This is a genomic window from Pseudoduganella sp. GW821-FHT05F09, from assembly GCF_059419605.1.
This window is the reverse complement of sequence record NZ_JBWKSD010000009.1, coordinates 84070-101920: the sequence shown is the minus strand read 5'-3', so window position 1 is coordinate 101920 and position 17851 is coordinate 84070. Positions and strand designations below refer to the sequence as shown.

Genomic DNA, 17851 nt, shown 5'->3' with positions numbered 1-17851 from the left:
GCCACAATGCATCATCGTGGTGCTGTGGCTGTTTCGTCTCTATACTGTGGGAATAATAAAACAGTGGTGGAGACGCTTAAATGAGCTGGTCCCGAATTTTCGCGGCGGCAGGGCTGCTGCCTGCGCTCGCGGGTGCGCAAGCCGATTATCCGAATACCTCCGCCATGGGCAGCATGGTTGATCCTCATTCGGCATGGTATCGCCAGTGCCTGCGGGTGCAGTCCGTACAGCCGCCCGCGCGCGAGCTGCCCGCCAGCAGCGCCTTGCACGGGCTGCGCCAGTGCGGCGCGGAGAACCTCTATTACGACACCCGCGCGCGCCCGCACGCCACCCCGGCCGACTGGGAACATGTGCGCCATTGCGCTTATGCCGAGAGCGACGCCACGGTGCTGATGATGCTGTACGCGAACGGCTACGGCGTGTCGCGCAACCATGAGCTGGCGGTGAAATACGCTTGCTCGCTGCCGGCCTCGCCGGCAGAAATGGATGGCCGCGTGGCGCATTTGAACGAGCGCACGCTGCACCATGAAGCCACGCCTTTCGACCAGTGCGACGACATCACCAGCGGCTTTATGGGCGGGCAGTGCGCGGCCATCCAGGACAGGCTGGACAGCAAGGCGCGCAGCGGCAAGCTCGCGGTGCTGATGAAGAGCTGGCAGCCGGGGCAGCAGGCGGCCGCGGCCAGACTGCAGCAGGCGCTGGAGGAGTTTGCCTCGCACCGCGCGAGCGACGAGACCGATATGAGCGGCACCTTGCGCGGCGCGCTGGCGGTCGAGGCGCACGGGGTGGAGCTGGATCTGTTTGCGCACGACGTCGAGGACGCGGAGAAGGGCAAGCTGCCGCGCTACAGCGAGCAGCAGTTCCAGCAGCTGGACAAGAAGCTGAACCAGGTTTACCAGCGCGTGATGCAGCAGGCGCGGAAGGATGGCGCGCAAGGGCTGGGTTATGGCACGGTGACGAAGGAGGGCGTGAAGAACACGCAGCGCGCGTGGCTGGCGTACCGCGACGCCTGGGTGGCGCTGGGCGCGGCGCGCTACCCCGGGGTGGCGCCGCACGCGTGGAAGGCGCTGCTGACGCAGCGGCGCATAGAGCAGCTCGAAGAGTTCGGCGCCTGAGCGGCGGGTTACGGCGCTGCGCGCCTAACCCGCCGAAGCTCAGCCCCCAGCTTTACTTCAGATACTTGGCCAGCCAGCCGTGCACTTCGTTGTAGAAGTAGCGGCTGTTTTCGCCTTTCAGCACCCAGTGGTTTTCATCCGGGAACACCACCAGCTTGCTCGGCGTGTTCAGGCGCTGCTGCGCGGCGAAGTTCATCAGCGCGTTGTTGACCGGCACGCGGTAGTCCAGCTCGCCCACCGTGATCAGGATGGGCGTCTTGAAGCCCGTGCCCTTCTCGTGGTTGCCAGCCTGCATAATCGGGCTCTGGTCGCGCCACACCGGCAGATTGCCCCACACCGGGCCGCCGCTGTTGACTTCGCGGCCGTACACGCTGTCGCTGGTGCCCCACTGCATCACCAGGTCCATCTCGCCGGCGTGCGACACGATGGCCTTGTAGCGCGTGGTGGTGGCCTGCAGCCAATTGGCCAGGTGGCCGCCGTAGCTGGCGCCGCCCGCCGCCAGCTTGCTGCCGTCGACATAGCTGTATTTCTTGATGGCTTCGTCGACCGCCTGGTTGACCTCGTCGCCCGGGCCTTTCAGCGGGTCGAACTGGATCGAGCGGGCGAACTCCTCGCCGTAGCCGGTGGAGCCCTTGTAGTCGGTCAGCAGCACCACGTAGCCCGGCTTGGCCAGCAGGTGGTAGTTCCAGCGCAGCACGAACTGGTCGCGCCACATATTGGCGGCGCCGCCGTGGATGACGGCGAACAGCGGGTATTTCTTGTTCGGGTCGAAGTTGGCGGGCTTGACGATCATGTTGTGGATCTGGCGGCCGTCCGGGGTCTTGAACCAGAAGTGCTCGGGCGCCTGCCAGTCGATGGCGGCGGCCTTGTCCACGTTGAAGGAGGTCAGGCGCTTGGGCGCTTTGCCATTGAAGGCAAACACCTCCGGCGGGTTGATCGCCGATTCCCATACGCCCACCAGCGCGTTGCCGCCCGCGTTGAGCGAGTTGATGCTGCCGGTGGCCGCCGACGGTTCGGCCTTCACGTCGCCGCCCGCGTAGCTGATCGAATGCAGCTGCTCCAGGCCGGCGTGCTCGAAGGTGAAGTAGATGCGCTTGCCGTCGGCCGGCAGCGCAAAGCGCGAGATGGAGCGGTCCAGCGCGGCGGTCAGGATTTTCGGCTGCGGGCTGGTGAGCGGCCAGGCGAAGCTGGCCAGGCGGTCCAGGTCGTACACCTTGCCTTCGGTTTCGGCTTGCGTCAGGCACAGCAGGGTTTTGCCGTCGGGCGAGAACTTCAGGTTGCTGTAGCTGTGCTTGTCGGCGGTCAGCTGGGTCGCTTCACCGCCGCCCGCAGGCAGCGCGAAGATCTGCGTGTAGGCCGAGGCGCGCGCCAGTTCGTCGCGGTTGGTCGAGGCGGAGAACACCACGGTTTTGCCGTCCGGCGCCCAGATCGCGTCCAGCGACTGGCCTTCGTCGCCCTGGCCGCCGCCGAAGCCCGGCATGGCCGCCAGCTTGCTGCCGGACAGGATGTCTTTCGGCTTGGCGCCGAGCTGCGCGTCCATCACGAACAGGCGCACCTGCTTGTCGTCCAGCCATTTGTCGAAGAAGCGCGGCGGGAAGCTTTCGTAGGCGCGCGCGCTGTATTTGCGGTCTTTGCGTTCCTTGGCGGTTTTCTTGACGGATTCCTCGTCGGTGTTGCCGGGGAAGAGGTCGCTGACGAACAAGATCTGCTTGCCGTCCGGGCTGAACTTGGGCGAACGGGCGCCCAGGGTCAGGGTGGTGAGGCGCTGCGCCTCGCCGCCGCCGGCCACGTCGATGCGGTAGATCTGGCCGGCGTCGTCGCCGTCGCGCTTGGCGATGAAGATCAGCTGCTTGCTATCCGGCGACCAGTTCACGCTGCCTTCGCCGCCCTTGGAGAAGGTCAGGCGGCGCGGCGCGCTGTCGTCGGCCAGGGACTTGATCCACAGGTCGGACCATTGCTCCTTGCTGTCATAGGCGGTGTCGGTGACGGCGAACACGGCCCACTTGCCATCCGGGCTGGGCGCCGGCGCGCCAACGCGCTTCATCAGCCATACGTCCTCGTGGGTGATGGCGTGCTTGGCGGCCGGCGCGGTCGCGTCGGCGGCGTGGGCTGCGTGGACGGCGCCGAAGCTGGCGGTCGCCATCAGCAAGGCGGTCAGGGGATGGAGCAAGCGGGTAGAGGTCATGTGCAGAGTCCGGCTGGTGGGTCGAAGCCGTAGATGTTGGACACAACCATGCCGCCTGTCAATCGACCAAATGTTTCTCCAATGTATCCGCCGTGGGCTGGGCGGGCCCGGAGCGGGCCGCAAGTATCATGTCGGCCGCTTTCTCGGCGATGGCCACGGTGGGGGCGTTGGTGTTGCCGCCGATGAGCGTGGGCATGATGGACGCGTCCGCTACGCGCAGGCCCTGCAGGCCGTGCACGGCCAGCGTGTCGTCCACCACGGCCAGCGGGTCGTGGCCCATCTTGCAGGTGCCCACCGGGTGGTAAATGGTTTCCGCCTTGCGCCGCACGAAGTCGCGGATCTGCTCGTCGCTTTGCACCTGCGCGCCGGGCTGGAGCTCGGCGCCGCGATAGGCGTCGAAGGCGGGCTGGGCGAGGATGGCGCGGGCCGCTTGCACGCCGCGCACCATGTTCTCCATGTCGTCCGGGTGCGACAGGTAGTTCGGCTCGATCAGCGCGTGCGCCATGGGATCGGCGCTGTGCAGGCCGATGCGGCCGCGGCTCTTGGGCCGCAGGTCGCACACGTGCAGCGCGTAGCCGTGGCCCAGCATGGTGGCCCTGGCGTGCGCCAGCGTGCGGCCGTGGCCGTCCAGCGTGGCGGGCGTGAAGTGGAATTGCAGGTCGGGCACGGCCAGCTCGGGCCGGCTCTTGACGAAGCCGCCGCCCTCGGCCGAGTTGGTGGTGTAGGGGCCGCGCCGCCGGAACAGGTAGTTCAGCGTGTGCGCCGCCTGCGCCAGCAGGTTGCGCCAGGAGATGCCGAGCGAAACGGGCCGGGTGCATTGCTGCACCAGCAGCACGTCCAGGTGGTCCTGCAGGTTCCGGCCCACGCCGGGCAGCTCGTGCACCAGCGGGATGCCGTGGCGCGCCAGTTCGTCCTTCGGGCCTATGCCGGACAGCAGCAGCAACTGCGGCGAGTTGATGGCGCCGCCGGACAGTATCACTTCGCCGCTGGCCAGCGCTTCGTGCTGCTGGCCGCCTTTCAGGTAGGCCACGCCGCGCGCGCGCTTGCCGTCCATCAGGATCTTGCTGGCGTGCGCGCCGGTGACGACGGTGAGGTTGGGGCGCCGCAGCACCGGGTGCAGGTAGGCGCGCGCCACGCTCCAGCGTTCGCCGTTCTTCTGCGTCAGGTGGTAGCGGCCCAGGCCTTCCTGGCTGGCGCCGTTGAAGTCGGTGTTGGCGGCGTAGCCGGCCGTGCGGCCCGCGTCGAGGAAGACCTGCGTGAGCGGATTGGGCGAGCGCTGCGCGCACACGTTGAGCGGGCCGCCGCTGCCGTGGTAGGCGTCCGCGCCCGGCTCGTGGTGCTGGGAGCGCTTGAAGACGGGCAGCAGCTCGGCGTAGCTCCAGCCCCGGTTGCCGAGGTCGGCCCAGTGGTCGTAGTCGCTGCGGTGGCCGCGCGTGTAGATCATGGCGTTGCTGGAGCTGCTGCCGCCCAGCGTTTTCCCGCGCGGCCAGAACAGCCGGCGGCCGTTCAGCTGCGCCTGCGGTTCGGTGTGGTAGCGCCAGTTCAGCGTCTTGCTCATCATCAGGAACAGGATGCCGATGGGCAGGCGGATAAAGGGGCTGCTGTCGCGCGGCCCAGCCTCAAGCAGGCAGACTTTGACGGCCGGGTCGGCCGACAGCCGGTTCGCCAGCACGCAGCCCGCCGAGCCCGCACCGACGATGATGTAGTCATACATATTCCGCTCCTGGAGGCGCCGCCACGCGGCGTCCCCCAGTGTTGCACAGCCGCCGCGCCGCCGCAATCGCCTGGCACTAGCCGGGCTGTACGGTTACTATGCCGTTTCCTTCCCCATTTCGGCCGCTTCCATGAAGATATTGCGCGCGTTTTTCTGCATGCTTGCCTTGACCGCCTGCGCCACGGCGGCGCAGGCGCAGTCGGTGGCGTTTACGTTTGATGACGGTCCGAACCTGGAGGCCACGCCGCGCCTGTCGGCGCAGCAGCGCAATGCGGCCATGCTGGCGGCGCTGAAGAAGCACGGCGTGCAGGCGGCGCTGTTTGTCACGGCGGGCAATGGCGCGGACCGGCCGGAGGGGCTGGCGCTGGCGCGCGCCTGGGGCGAGGCCGGCCACGCCATCGGCAACCACACCATGACGCATCCGGACCTGAACAGCGCCAAGCTGGCGCTGGCGCAGTACCAGCAGGAGGTGCTCGATTGCGACCGTATCATCCGCGCGCTGCCGGGCTACCGCAAATGGTTCCGCTACACCTTCCTGCGCGAGGGCAACACGCCGGAGAAGCGCGACGGCATGCGCGCCTTCCTGAAGCAGCAGGGCTACCGCAACGCCTATGTGAGCCTGGACACCAGCGACTGGCGCCTGAACGACGAGCTGGTGCGCGTGCTGCGCGCCGACTCTGGCGCCGACGTGGCGCCCATCCGCGCCGCCTACCTGTCGCACCTGAAGCAGCGCGCGCTGGCGTACCGCGCGCTGTCGCAGCAGCTGCAGGGCCGCGACATCGCGCAGGTGATGCTGATGCACCATAACCTGATCAACGCGCTGTGGCTGGACGACGCCATCGCCATGTTCAAGGACATGGGCTGGAGCATCACCACGCCCGCCGCCGCCTATGCCGATCCGGTCTACCAGCTGGAGCCGGACCGTCCGGCGGCCGGCCAGAGCCTGCTGCTGTCGATGGCACGCTCGCTGGGCCTGGGCAAGTTCGACGGCTGGCTGCGCCTGGTCGACGACGGGGATTTCGAGATCGAGGCCCTGAAGGCGAACGCGCAGCCGCGCTAGCTGGCGCGCAGCTGCGTGCCGCTACGCGGTGTGATCCAGCGTGGACCAGGCCATGGCCAGCGCGTCGTCCGCGATGCTGGCGGTGGCGGCCAGGTGGCCGGCTGCCAGTGCGCCGCCCGGCTGCTGCAGCATCTGCTGCACCTGCTCGGGCGCCGGGGCCGCCGGGCCGCAGCCCAGGCCCACCCAGGCGGCGCGGCCGCTGCGCTTGGCGGCGTACAGGCCGAGGTCGGCCAGCTTGATGGTCTGCTGCCAGCTCAGCAGGCGCGGCCGGGACGGCAGGAAGGGGAAGCTGGCGTAGCCGACCGAACAGGTCTGGCGGATGCTGCTGCCGTCCTCCAGCACGAAGGGCTGCCCGGCCACCGCTTCGCACAGGCGCGCCGCCAGCGCGCCGGCGCCGGCCGGGTCGATGTCGCGCGCCACCACCAGGAACTCCTCGCCGCCCCAGCGGACCAGGAAGTCGCTGTCGCGGAACACGCGCGCCAGCCGCTCGCGCATGGCCATCAGCACGTGGTCGCCGGCCGGGTGGCCATGGCGGTCGTTGACCTGCTTGAAATGGTCCAGGTCCACCAGGAAGAAGATCAGCGCGGCGCTGCGCGGCGCGGGCGGGGCCGGCGCTTCGTGGCGGCGCAGTATCAGCTGCACTTCCGGCGGCAGCTTCTGTTCGATATAGCGGCGGTTGCGCAGCCCGGTGAGCGGGTCGGTCACGCTCAGGTTTTGCAGCGCCGCATAGGCCTTGGACAAGGCTTCGTTCTTGCCGGCCAGTTCGCTGGTGCGCTGCGCCACCTGGCCTTCCAGCAGCAGCTGGCGTTGGCGCAGGCTGCGCACGCGCCAGCGGTACAGCCAGCGCAGGCCCAGCACGGCCGTCAGCGCCGCCAGCGCGCGGAACCACCAGGTGGCCCAGAACGGCGGCGTGACCGTCACCGGCAGCACCAGCTCCTTGTCGCTCCACACGCCGTTCTTGGTGACCGCCTTGACGCGCAGCGTGTAGCTGCCGGGCCGCAAGCTGGTGTAGGTGGCCACGCGGTGCGCCGCGTCGGCGGCGATCCAGTCGCGGTCCAGGCCGTCGAGCCGGTAGGCGTAGCGGTTGCGTTCGGGGTCGGCGAAATGGGTCGCGGTGAATTCCAGCGAGAAGGTGGCCATGTCCCACGGCAGGCGCAAGCGGCTGGGCGCGCTGAGCGTGCCGTCCAGTTCCACCGCGGCGGGGCGGGGCAGCAGGGCCAGCGAGCGGTTCATCACGCTCAGGCCGGTGACCGTCAGCTGCGGCGCGATGGTGTTGCCGCGCATGGCGTCCGGGTGCACGATGGTCAGGCCCTGGAAGGCGCCGAAATACAGCGTGCCGTCGCCGCCGGCCAGCGAGGCGCCGTTGATGAAGTTGCCCGAGGAGATGCCGTCCGACGCGTAGTGGCTGGCCACGGCGCCGCTGGCCGGGTCGAAGCGCAGCAGCGCGCCGGTGACGGTGAGCCACAGCTGGCCTTCGGCGTCGCTCTCGATGGCGGTGATCTCCATGCCGGACAGGCCGTCGCGCTGGCTGGCGCTGAAGCGCAGGCTGCCGTCCGCCTGCTGGCTGACCAGGTTCAGGCCGCTGCGCGTGCCTATCCACACGCGGCCTTGCCGGTCTTCATACACGCAGTTGACGAAGTCGTTGCTCAGGCTGCCAGGCTTGCCGTCGCTGCGGTAGCTGCGCAGCGCGCCGTCCGGGCCGCGCAGGTCGAGGCCGCGCCCGTAGGGGCTGCCTATCCACAGGCGGCCCTGGCTGTCCTCCAGCAGCGCCCCGGCGTTGTGGATGGCGGTCAGCGCGCGGCCCGCCGGCAGTGCTTCGGCCTTGCCGCTGGCCGGGTCGAAGCGCAGCACGCCGCCGTCCGTGCCCAGCCACAGCGCGCCGCCGCTGGCGCGGGCGATGCCGCGCACGAAGTTGCGGTCCTGCTGGCCGAAGCGGTATTCGCGGAAGGTGCCGCTGGCCGGATCCAGGCGGCTCAGGCCGGTCGACGTGCCGGCCCACAGCGGGCCGCCGGGCGGCTGCAGCAGCGCCATCACGAAGTCGTTGGGCAGCGAGCCGGGCTGGGCCGGATCGTGGCGGTAGCTGCGCAGCACGCGGCCGCTGGCCGGATCGTACAGGCGCACGCCGCTGGGGCCGCCCAGCCACAGCTGGCCCTCGTCCGCGTGGCTCAGGCTGCCGACCACGTTGCCGCGCGGCGCGCTGTCCTGGGTGCCGGCGGCGGGCAGGAAGCGGCCCAGGCCCTGGCTGCCCAGGTCCACGCGCGCCACGCCGTTGTCCCAGGTGCCGGCCCATAAGGTGTTGCTGTGGTCCACCAGCACCGAGGGGATGCGGTTGGACGGCAGGCTGTTCGGATCGCCGGGCCGGTGCTGGTAGCTGCTGAACTGCTGCTGCGCGGCGTCCCAGCGCAGCAGGCCGGCCGGCTGGGTGCCGAGCCAGACGGCGCTGTCGCGGTCCTGGTAGATGGTGTAGACGGAAAAATCGCCCACCTCGGGCGGCGCGGGCAGGCGCTCGCGCTGCGCCCACGGGCTGCCGGTGTTCCAGCGCAGCACGCCGGCGGCCGTGCCTATCCACAGCTGGCGCTGCCCGTCCAGCAGCAGCGCGCTGACTGTGTTCAGCTTGGCGTTCGGCGCGGCGCTGTCGTCGGGCTGGAAGTGCTGGAAGGCGCTGCCGCCGGGCGGCAGGTAGTCTATGCCGTGCGGCCAAACGCTGAGCCAGAGCCCGCCCTCCGGGTCGCGCGCCAGCGCCTCCACCCGGTCGCTGGCCGGCGTGCCGGGGCGCTGCGGGTCGTGCGCATAGGCCGTGAAGCGGCCGCTGGCGGGGTCGAAGTGCTGCAGTCCGGCTGCCGTGCCCAGCCACAGGCCGTCCTTGCCGTCGCCGATAATGCTGCGCACGAACAGCGAGGGACCGGCCGCCGGGCGGTAGCTGACGAAGGCGCCGCGTTCGGCGTCGAAGCGGGCCAGGCCGTTATTGGTGCCGAACCACATGCGCTGGCGGCTGTCGCGGAAGATGGCGCTGACGTAGTTGCCGGGCAGGCTGAGGGGATTGGCGGCGTCGTTGCGGTAGATGGTGGAGCGCTGGCCGTCGTGCCGGAACAGGCCGCTCTGGGTGCCCATCCAGATCAGGCCCTGCTCGTCCTGCACCAGCGCAAGCACCGAGCTGGCCGGCATGGTGAAGTGCAGTGCGCTCAGGTTTTCAAAGCGCAGCTGGCGCACCGGCGCGGGTGCGCCGTGCGCCGCTGTTGCCAGTCCTGTTGCCAGTCCTGTGGCCAGCAGCAACGACGCAAGCAGGAGGCGGGCTGGCCGGACCATGGTTCAGGCCCGCTGGCGCCGGATGGCCATCAGGATGCCGGCGCCTATGCCCAGCGTGGTGAGCGCGGTGCCGCCGTAGCTGATGAAGGGCAGCGGCACGCCGACCACCGGCACCACGCCGCTCACCATGCCGATGTTGATGAAAGCGTAGGTGAAGAAAATCATGGTGATGGCGCCGCCCAGCAGGCGCGCGAACAGGGTGGTGGCGCCGGCCGTGATGGCCAGGCCGCGCGCGATCAGCAGGAAGTACAGCGCGAGCAGCACGGCGATGCCGAGCAGGCCGAATTCCTCGGCGTAGACCGAGAAGATGAAGTCGGTGGTGCGCTCGGGCACGAAGCCGAGGTGGCCCTGCGTGCCCTGCAGCCAGCCTTTGCCGTCCAGCCCGCCCGAGCCGATGGCGATGCCGGCCTGCTTGATCTGGAAGCCTTTGCCCAGCGGGTCGGCTTCCGGGTTGAGCATGGTGAGCACGCGCTGGCGCTGGTAGTCGTGCAGCAGCGGCCAGGCGATGGGGATGCTGGCGGCGGCGCCCACGGCCAGCGCGGCCATGGCCTTCCACGACAGGCCCGCCAGCACGATTACATAGGCGCCCGCCGCCAGCACCAGCAGCGCGGTGCCCAGGTCGGGCTGTTTCATGATCAGCGCGGCGGGGATCAGCAGCAGCAGGGCGGCCACGGCGAAGGTTTTCCAGCGCGCCAGGCTGGCGTACTGGTGGAAGAACCAGGCCAGCATCAGCGGCATGGCGATCTTCATCATTTCGGAGGGCTGGATGTCGAAGCCGATGTACAGCCAGCGGCGCGAGCCTTTCTTGATTTCGCCCACCATGAACACGGCCAGCAGCAACAGCACGCCGGCCGCGTAGATGGGCGCGGCGTAGCGCATCAGCGTCTGCGGCGGCACGCTGGCGACCGCCCACATGATGCCCAGCGCGATCAGCACATTGCGCAGATGCATGGCGAAGCGGCCCGGGAAGTCGGCGCCGGCGGAGTACATGGTGAGCACGCCGGTGGCCAGCAAGAGCAGCACGCACAGCGTCAGCTGCGGGTCCAGCACCGCCAGCAGGGATTTGCAGCGCCGCAGCATCAGTGTGTGCCTGGCTGGCTGAGCGCCTGCAGCCACACCAGGCGTCCGGCCAGCCCCAGCAGCCCCACCAGCGCGATGGCCGCTAGTATGGCGAGGCGGCGGCGGAAGCGGGGATCTTGTGGTTGCTGGTTCATTCTTGTTTTCTCTCGGAAAGATAATATTTTAACATGTGAGAAAACTTTACTGCGTTCAACCGACCTTCCCGGAAAGGAATGCTCAGGCAAAGCGCTCGCGGTACGCGCTGGGCAGCACGCCCAGCTGCCTGGCGAACGCGCGGCGCAGATTGTATTCGGTGCCGAAGCCGGACAGGCGCGCCACCTGCTTGACGCTGCACCCGGCCGCTTCCAGCAAGGCGCACGCCGTTTCCATCCTCACCCTGGCCAGCACCTGCGCCGGCGACGCCTGCGCTTCCTCGCGCAAGCGCCGGTGCAGGCTGCGCGCCGACAGCGCCATCGCCTGCGCCATCCGCTCCACGTCGATCTGCTCCGCCACGCGCGGGCGCAGCCATTCGGTCAGCCGCTCCGCCAAGCCGCCGCTGCTGGACTGCGCCAGCAATGCCGAACTGAACTGGCGCTGCCCGCCGGGCCGCTTGTGGTGCACCACCAGCCGCTTGGCCGCACCCAGCGCGGCGCGCCGTCCCAGGTCTTCCTCCACCAGGCCCAGGCACAGATCGATGCCGGCCGTAATCCCGGCCGAGGTGTAGAGCGCGCCGTCCTTGATGTAGATGGCGTCGTCCTGCACCTGCACCGCCGGATAGCCGCGCCGCAGGCTGTCCACGTCCAGCCAGTGGGTGACGGCCCTGCGTCCGGCCAGCAGGCCGGCCTCGGCCAGCAGAAAGGCGCCGGTACAGACCGACGCGCAGCGCAGCGCCGCGCCGGCCGCCGCCCTGAGCCAGTCGAGCAGGCCCGGCTGCGCCAGCGCGGCGTGCACGCCGCGGCCGCCGGCCACCATCAGCGTGGCGCCTTGCAGCGCGGCGGGCGGGGGGAGGGGGGCGGTCATCACCGCGATGCCGGAGCAGGACCCCACCAGCCCGCCGTGCAGCGACACCAGTTCCACGTGGTAGGCGGGCGGCAGGCCCGCGTCGCGGCAGCCGTCGTTGGCGGTGGAGAACACCTGCACCGGCCCGGCCGCGTCCAGCAGCAGGAAATCGGGAAACACGAGGATGCGCACCGGCAGGGCCGCTGGCGGTTTTTCAATGTTGGATGTCATAAATGCCAAGTCTAGCATGGCTACAATGGCGCTTTACACGACTGGGGTACGCCATGCTGGAACTGAGACCGACCTGCGAACACTGCAACAAGAAGCTGCCGCCGGAGGCGCCGGACGCGCGCATCTGCAGCTACGAGTGCACCTTCTGCGCCGGCTGCGTGGAGGGCTTGCTGGCCAATGTCTGCCCGAACTGCGGCGGCGGATTTGAAAAGCGCCCGGTGCGCCCGGCGCGCAACTGGAAGAACAACAACTACCTCGGCAAGGACCCGGCGCGCACCGAGCCCAAGCACCGCCCGGTGGACGCCGCCGCGCACGCCGCTTTTGCTGCGCAGATCGCGTCGCTGCCGCCGGAGTCCCGCTGAGCTTGCCGGCGGCGTCGCTGCGGCCGCCGGCTTTTGCGCGCTAGTCCCTGGAGGCCGGCGAAATGGTCTTGCTCACTTTGCCGGCCTCGTCCAGCATCTGGATCTCGGCCTTGCCGTCCGCGCTGACCAGCAGCATCATGCGCACGCGGCCCCTGGCGTCCTTGAGCTGCAGGGACGCGCCCTTGTCGCCGGTGTTGCCCAGCCAGATGCGGTTGTTGCTCAGACGGCCCTGCTCGGACAGCTTCTGGTAGTAGGCCTGCTGCTCGCCGGGCGGCAGCTTTTTCGCCTCCGCGCCGAAGCTGCGCAGGTCCTCCAGCGACGTCACCTGGTAGTAGGGCACGTCGTTGATCTTGATGCCGGTCTGCTGGTGCGCCGCGCTGTCGCTGTTCAGCAGTTGCAAAGCCTGGTCCTGGCGGAAGCGGTCGAAGGTCAGCGACAGGCCGGAGGACACCTTGCCTTCGGCGCTGAGCGTGCCGCGCTGGATCAGGCCGCCGTTCTCCGTGCCTTCGTCATTGATGAACAGCATGCCCGCGACGTTGGCGCGGTCGGGGCGGGCGGTTTCCTTGCCTTGCAAGAAGTCGCCGGGGAACTGCGCCTTGCTGGAGATGACCATGCGCTTGGTGCCGTCCGGCTCCACGATATTGATGCGGCCCACGGTGATCTCGTCGAAGCGTTCATGCTTGAGCGGCTCCCTGGCCCCGGCCAGCATGAGCACGGCGGCCAGTGCGCTGGCCATGGTGGTTGCACCTGCTAAAAACGTCCTGATTTGCGACACTATGCGTCTCCTTTGGTAATGACTGCATTTGCCCTGCGCAAGCGCCACTCGACCGGGAAGGCGAGCACGCCGCAGAATGCGAACAGGGCGCCGAGGTACTGCAACACCTTGTTGAGCGGCGAACGCACGTGGCGCACGCTGGCCAGCTCGAATTTGCGCCGGCCCTTGCCGGCGGCTTCAAAAAACACGCTGCCCCGGTCGCCCCAGAACTCCACCGTGGCCAGCCTGACCCTGGCCGTTTCGAATTCGGCAAGCATGCGGGCGTGTTCGGCGCTGCTGATGGTGGCGGCGGCCAGCTTCAGGTTCAGCACTTCCTTGTACTGGTCGAAGACGTTGTCCGACTCGTCCGGCAGGATCACGCCCCTGGAAATGTATTTGTACTGATTGTTGGACGAGAAAATACCGTCGTTGGCGGCCAGCATCAGCGCGAATCCCAGCGCGCAGGCCGAGGCCGCGCCGAACAGCCACTTTTTCGCATCGTGCACGCGCCGCGCGGTATTGCCGTTCAGGAAGTGGCTGACTTCGGGGATGTGGCGCAGCGAGGTCTGCAAGACCTTGCCGTCGATGCCGTCCAGGAAAGCCGCCGGCGCCATGTCCAGCGCCTTGACGATGGTGCTGAACATGTCGGCCGAGGGCTGCGACTTGTCGTTTTCCAGCTTGGACAGGTAGGACTGCTCAATCCCGATGGCGGCCGCGAGCTGCGGCTGGGTGAGGTTTTTCTCGGTCCGGATGTGTTTGAGCTTTTCGCCGAAATTCATCGATGCGTGCCTTTTCTTGTAGAGATGGCACGTATTCTTGTGGATTCAGCCTGGAATGAGAAGCTGAATATGCGGGAATATCGATGAATATTGCGGTTTGGGCGGGGATTAGCGCTGGCGGGCCGAATTTTCCGCAGCGCTGGCGCGCGCCAGGCTGGAGCGCGCACCGGCCACGGCCTGCAGGCGCTCCTGCAGATAAGTGCTCAGGCGCGGGTGCTGGCTGAAGGCAACGTTGAAGCGGATGTGCCGGTCCGGTGTGTCGTTCGCCGAGAAGGCCGCGCCGCGCATGAGCAGTATCTTGTTGCGGTAGGCGTCCTGCACCAGCAGGTCGACGTCCAGGCCGTCGGGCATGGTGCCCCACAGGAAGATGCCGGCATCGCCGGGCTGCTCGAACAGCACGCCCGCCTCGCTCAGCTGGCGCGTACTGGCGTTGCGCGCCGCCATGATCTTGCGCTGCATGCGTTCCAGATGCTTGCGCAGGTTGCCGGCCCGCAGCACTTCCAGCAGCACGTATTCATTCAGCGCCGGCGTGGTCATGAGGGAGTGGATCTTGGTCCGCATCAGCACTTTGAGCAGGGCCGGCGCGGCGGCCAGATAGCCCATGCGCAAGGCCGGGCTCAGCGCCTTGCAGAAGCTGGAGTAGTAGATCACGCCGTCCAGCCCGGACAGCGACGCCAGCCGGGTGCTGTGGCCGTGCTGGAAATGGCCGTGCACGTCGTCCTCCGCGATCAGGAAACCGTATTGCTGCGCCAGGATCAGCACCTTGTGCAAATTGGCGGCGCTGCTGCTCCAGCCGGTGGGGTTGTGCAAGGCCGTCTGCACGAACAGCAAGCGGGGGCGGTGCTCGCGGCAGGCGGCCTCCAGCGCGTCCAGGTCCAGGCCGTCCGGGCCGCGCCGGATGGATACCAAGCGGATGCCGTCCTGGCGCAGCCTGCCGAACATCAGGAAATAGCCGGGGTCTTCCACCAGCACGGTGTCGCCGGGCTGCAGGAAGCTGCGGCAGATCAGGTCGATCGCGTGGGTGCCGCCAAAGGTGGTGAGGATGTGGCCGGCGTCCACCGCCGCGCCCACGCCGCGCAGCAGCAGCGCGATGTGCTCGCGCAATTCCGGCAGCCCCTGGGGCGGGCAGCGCGAGGCCATGCCGGCGGCGCTGCGCGCCAGCGCTCTTTGCACGGCGGCGGCCGGCACCGCGTCCTGCAGCCAGGTCGGCGGCAAGGCGCCGCTGCTGGCCTGCAATATGCCGGCGCGCTGGTCGTTGGCCTGCTGCGCCAGCCAGACCGGTTCCTGCTCCTCGCCCGCCTCCAGCGCCACTTCATCGGGAATCGAGCGGCCGGCGTCGTTCGCGGTGCAGACGAAAAATCCCGCCGTGCCATGCGTATCGATAACGCCCGCCGCGACCAGCCTGTCATAGGCCACCACCACGGTGTTGGTGCTCACCGCCAGCTGGGTGGCGAGCTGGCGTATCGACGGCAGCCTGGCGCCGCCGGGCAGGGCGCGGGTCTCCACCATGTGGCGCAGCTTGGCTTCAATCTGCGTGGACAGGGCGACAGGGGAGGAGCGGTCGATGGCGAACATGGAGGCAGTCTAGCGCAAAATCATCACGGCCAGGACCAGCAGGATGGCGCCCATGCTCAGATTGAAGATGCGCTGCTTGCGCGGGTCTTGCAGCAAGTGGCGGATCGAGATGCCGAACAAGGCCCATACGGCGTTGCACGGCGCGCCCACCAGCGCGCCTATCGCCGCCACCAGCAGCGCGTCGCCGAAGGCGTTCTGGCCCGCCGGCATGAACACCGACGCCACGGTAATGGTCTTGAGCCAGCTCTTGGGATTGAGTGCCTGGAAGGCCGCCGCCTGGCCGAAAGACACCGCCTTGGCCGCCTGCGTCCCGCCCGCCGACGCGCCGCTGAGCTTCCAGGCCAAAAACACGAGGTAGAGCGAACCGCCGACCCGCAGCACCTGGTGCGCCACCGGGTAGGCGACAAAGACGCTGCCCAGCCCCATGCACATGAGCATGGTCTGCACGAACATGCCGGCCTGGATGCCCAGGATGATGGGCAGCGCGCCGCGCCCGCCGAAATTGGCGCCGGTGGTGGCCAGCATGACGTTGTTCGGCCCGGGCGTGGCCGACATTACAAGGCAATAGCTCATCAAGGGGAGGAGTTCGGTCATGGCGGCAATCCGTAGTGTGGAGTGGCACCAGTCTAGGAGCGCAGCGCAGCGTGGACAAGGCACAAGACCGCGGGTACAGAGCCGTGCTGTATCAGTCGATGGGCAGTGACAGTTGCGTGCGCTGCGGACGCAAAAAAGGCTTACGCGCCGAAGCGGGTAAGCCTGATTTGGTACTGCTGAATTCGTGGTAGGCCGTGCGGGATTCGAACCTGCGACCAACGGATTAAAAGTCCGCTGCTCTACCAGCTGAGCTAACGACCCGAAAGAGGCCGTATTATATACAGCTCGATGCCCGCTTGCAAAGGTTTTTGCGCGCTTTCCGCTTTTTTCCCGCTCAGGCCAGCGCCGACGTCACTTTCAGCACTTCTTCCGGGCTGGTGACGCCCTCGGCGATCTTGTAGGCGCCGGCGATGCGCAGCGGCTTCATGCCGTCGGCCACGCTCTGGCGGCGCAGCGCGGCGATGTCGGTTTCCTCCTGCACCTGCGCGCTGAAGGCCTCGGTCACCGTCAGCAGCTCGTAGATGCCGGTGCGGCCCCGGTAGCCGGTCTGGCGGCATTCGGGGCAGCCCACCGGGCGGTACACGCGCTCCGGCTTGGGCAGGTTCCAGGCGCCGCCTATGCCTTGCCACACGTCGTCGGCGATGTGGCCGTCCGCCGCCTTGCAGTCGGCGCACAGCGTGCGCACCAGGCGCTGCGCCATGATGCCGACCAGCGTCGCTTCCAGCAGGTAGTGCGGCACGCCCAGCTCCAGCAGCCGCATCACGGCCGACGGCGCGTCGTTGGTGTGCAGCGTGGACAGCACCAGGTGGCCGGTCAGCGCGGCCTGGATCGCCATCTCGGCGGTGGCCAGGTCGCGGATCTCGCCCACCATGATGATGTCCGGGTCCTGCCGCATCAGCGCGCGCACGCCGTCGGCGAAGGTGAGGTCGATGCCGGGCTGCACCTGCATCTGGTTGAAAGCCGGCTCCACCATCTCGATCGGGTCCTCCACCGTGCAGACGTTGACTTCCGAGGTGGCCAGCGCCTTGAGCGTGGTGTACAGCGTGGTGGTCTTGCCCGAGCCGGTGGGGCCGGTGACCAGGATGATGCCGTGCGGGCGCTTGGTCAGCGCGTCCCAGCGCGCCGCGTCGTCCTCGGGGAAGCCCAGTTCGGGCAGTGTCTTGACCACCACTTCGGGGTCGAAGATACGCATCACCAGCTTCTCGCCGAAGGCGGTGGGCAGGGTGGACAGGCGCAGCTCGATCTCCTGGCCGCCGGCGGTGCGGGTCTTGATGCGGCCGTCCTGCGGGCGGCGCTTCTCGATCACGTCCATGCGGCCCAGCAGCTTGATGCGCGCCGTCATGGCGATCATCACCACCGCCGGCACCTGGTACACCTGGTGCAGCACGCCGTCGATGCGGAAGCGGATGGTGGCCAGGTCGCGCTTGGGCTCCAGGTGGATGTCCGAGGCGCGCTGCTCGAAGGCGTATTGCCACAGCCAGTCCACGATGTTGATCACGTGCTGGTCGTTGGCGTCCACCTGGCGGTTGCTCTTGCCCAGCTCCACCAGCTGCTCGAAGTTGTTGCGCAGCGCCAGGTCCTGGCCGTTGGACTTGTTGGCCTTCTTGATGGACTTGGCCAGCGCGAAGAATTGCGAGGTGTATTGCGCGATGTCGAGCGGGTTGGAGATCACGCGGCGCACCACGCGGCGCGAAATCTTGGCGATCTCCGCTTCCCATTCATGCGCGAACGGGTCGGCGGTGGCCACCACCAGTGTGTCCAGGCTCATTTCCACCGGCAGGATGTTGAAGCGCGCCGCGTAGTTGGCGGACATCACGTCGGCCACCTTGGTGAAGTCGATTTTCAGCGGGTCGATGCGGTAGAAGGGCAGCTCGGCGTGGCCGGCCAGCCATTCGGTCAGCGTGTCCAGCGTGAGCAGCTTGTGCGGCGCCTGCGCCGACAGCAGCTTGCAGTGCGCCACCGCGCACAGCGGATGCATGGAGCCGACCGTGTTCTTGAGGATGCCCTGGGCCTGGGCGTAGGCGGCTTTGACGTTGGCCTTCTCGACCAGGCCGTCGGCCAGCAGCCAGGTGAAGATTTGTTGCAGGTCTAGTGCTTTCATCTGGCTGGTTTCTCTGG

The 17851-nt window shown here is 68.2% G+C and carries 14 protein-coding genes and 1 tRNA gene; 3 read left to right on the top strand and 12 right to left on the bottom strand.

Annotated features, from left to right (window positions below):
- The first annotated feature begins 80 nt into the window (after nucleotides 1-80).
- On the top strand, nucleotides 81-1115 hold the full coding sequence (locus AC07S4_RS25465) for a lysozyme inhibitor LprI family protein (RefSeq protein WP_494989262.1): 1035 nt from the start codon (nucleotides 81-83) through the stop codon (nucleotides 1113-1115).
- A gap of 52 nt (nucleotides 1116-1167) precedes the next feature.
- On the opposite strand, the gene AC07S4_RS25460 is transcribed toward AC07S4_RS25465, so the two are convergent.
- Both AC07S4_RS25460 and AC07S4_RS25455 read right to left on the bottom strand, forming a co-directional pair.
- Nucleotides 1168-3300, bottom strand: a complete 2133-nt coding sequence (locus AC07S4_RS25460; RefSeq protein WP_494989261.1) for a dipeptidyl-peptidase 5 — start codon at nucleotides 3298-3300, stop codon at nucleotides 1168-1170.
- A 58-nt stretch (nucleotides 3301-3358) separates the two neighbouring features.
- On the bottom strand, nucleotides 3359-5014 hold the full coding sequence (locus AC07S4_RS25455) for a GMC family oxidoreductase (protein ID WP_494989260.1): 1656 nt from the start codon (nucleotides 5012-5014) through the stop codon (nucleotides 3359-3361).
- Between the two features lie 130 nt (nucleotides 5015-5144).
- Between AC07S4_RS25455 and AC07S4_RS25450 the strand changes: the two genes are divergently transcribed.
- Nucleotides 5145-6074 carry a polysaccharide deacetylase family protein gene (locus tag AC07S4_RS25450; protein ID WP_494989259.1) on the top strand — a complete coding sequence of 310 codons (930 nt, stop codon included), beginning with the start codon at nucleotides 5145-5147 and terminating at the stop codon, nucleotides 6072-6074.
- A 21-nt stretch (nucleotides 6075-6095) separates the two neighbouring features.
- Here the strand turns inward: AC07S4_RS25450 and AC07S4_RS25445 are convergent, their stop codons facing one another.
- The 4 genes from AC07S4_RS25445 to AC07S4_RS25430 form a co-directional block, all read right to left on the bottom strand.
- Nucleotides 6096-9380, bottom strand: a complete 3285-nt coding sequence (locus AC07S4_RS25445; RefSeq protein WP_494989258.1) for a two-component regulator propeller domain-containing protein — start codon at nucleotides 9378-9380, stop codon at nucleotides 6096-6098.
- A 3-nt stretch (nucleotides 9381-9383) separates the two neighbouring features.
- The gene (rodA, locus tag AC07S4_RS25440; RefSeq protein WP_494989257.1) at nucleotides 9384-10460 is read right to left on the bottom strand and encodes a rod shape-determining protein RodA; all 1077 of its coding nucleotides are present in this window, start codon (nucleotides 10458-10460) and stop codon (nucleotides 9384-9386) included.
- Nucleotides 10460-10594 (bottom strand): hypothetical protein, encoded by a 135-nt coding sequence (locus tag AC07S4_RS25435; protein ID WP_494989256.1) that lies wholly within the window; start codon nucleotides 10592-10594, stop codon nucleotides 10460-10462. Before AC07S4_RS25435 ends, rodA begins: the two co-directional genes overlap by 1 nt.
- An 82-nt stretch (nucleotides 10595-10676) precedes the next feature.
- Nucleotides 10677-11669, bottom strand: coding sequence for a GlxA family transcriptional regulator (locus tag AC07S4_RS25430; protein WP_494989255.1), 993 nt, complete (start codon nucleotides 11667-11669; stop codon nucleotides 10677-10679).
- 53 nt (nucleotides 11670-11722) lie between these two features.
- Between AC07S4_RS25430 and AC07S4_RS25425 the strand changes: the two genes are divergently transcribed.
- Nucleotides 11723-12031 (top strand): DUF1272 domain-containing protein, encoded by a 309-nt coding sequence (locus AC07S4_RS25425; RefSeq protein ID WP_494989254.1) that lies wholly within the window; start codon nucleotides 11723-11725, stop codon nucleotides 12029-12031.
- Nucleotides 12032-12071: 40 nt separating this feature from the next.
- Here the strand turns inward: AC07S4_RS25425 and AC07S4_RS25420 are convergent, their stop codons facing one another.
- The 6 genes from AC07S4_RS25420 to tfpB form a co-directional block, all read right to left on the bottom strand.
- Nucleotides 12072-12767, bottom strand: coding sequence for a hypothetical protein (locus tag AC07S4_RS25420; RefSeq protein WP_494989253.1), 696 nt, complete (start codon nucleotides 12765-12767; stop codon nucleotides 12072-12074).
- A gap of 38 nt (nucleotides 12768-12805) precedes the next feature.
- A complete protein-coding gene (locus AC07S4_RS25415; RefSeq protein WP_494989252.1) occupies nucleotides 12806-13564 on the bottom strand; it encodes a helix-turn-helix domain-containing protein in 759 nt (252 codons plus the stop codon).
- Between the two features lie 108 nt (nucleotides 13565-13672).
- Nucleotides 13673-15139 (bottom strand): aminotransferase-like domain-containing protein, encoded by a 1467-nt coding sequence (locus tag AC07S4_RS25410; RefSeq protein ID WP_494989251.1) that lies wholly within the window; start codon nucleotides 15137-15139, stop codon nucleotides 13673-13675.
- Nucleotides 15140-15148: 9 nt separating this feature from the next.
- Nucleotides 15149-15733 (bottom strand): LysE family translocator, encoded by a 585-nt coding sequence (locus tag AC07S4_RS25405; RefSeq protein WP_494989250.1) that lies wholly within the window; start codon nucleotides 15731-15733, stop codon nucleotides 15149-15151.
- A 185-nt stretch (nucleotides 15734-15918) separates the two neighbouring features.
- A tRNA-Lys gene (locus tag AC07S4_RS25400) sits at nucleotides 15919-15994 on the bottom strand.
- Between the two features lie 73 nt (nucleotides 15995-16067).
- Nucleotides 16068-17834 (bottom strand): type IV pilus assembly ATPase TfpB, encoded by a 1767-nt coding sequence (gene tfpB, locus AC07S4_RS25395; protein WP_494989249.1) that lies wholly within the window; start codon nucleotides 17832-17834, stop codon nucleotides 16068-16070.
- Nucleotides 17835-17851: the final 17 nt, after the last annotated feature.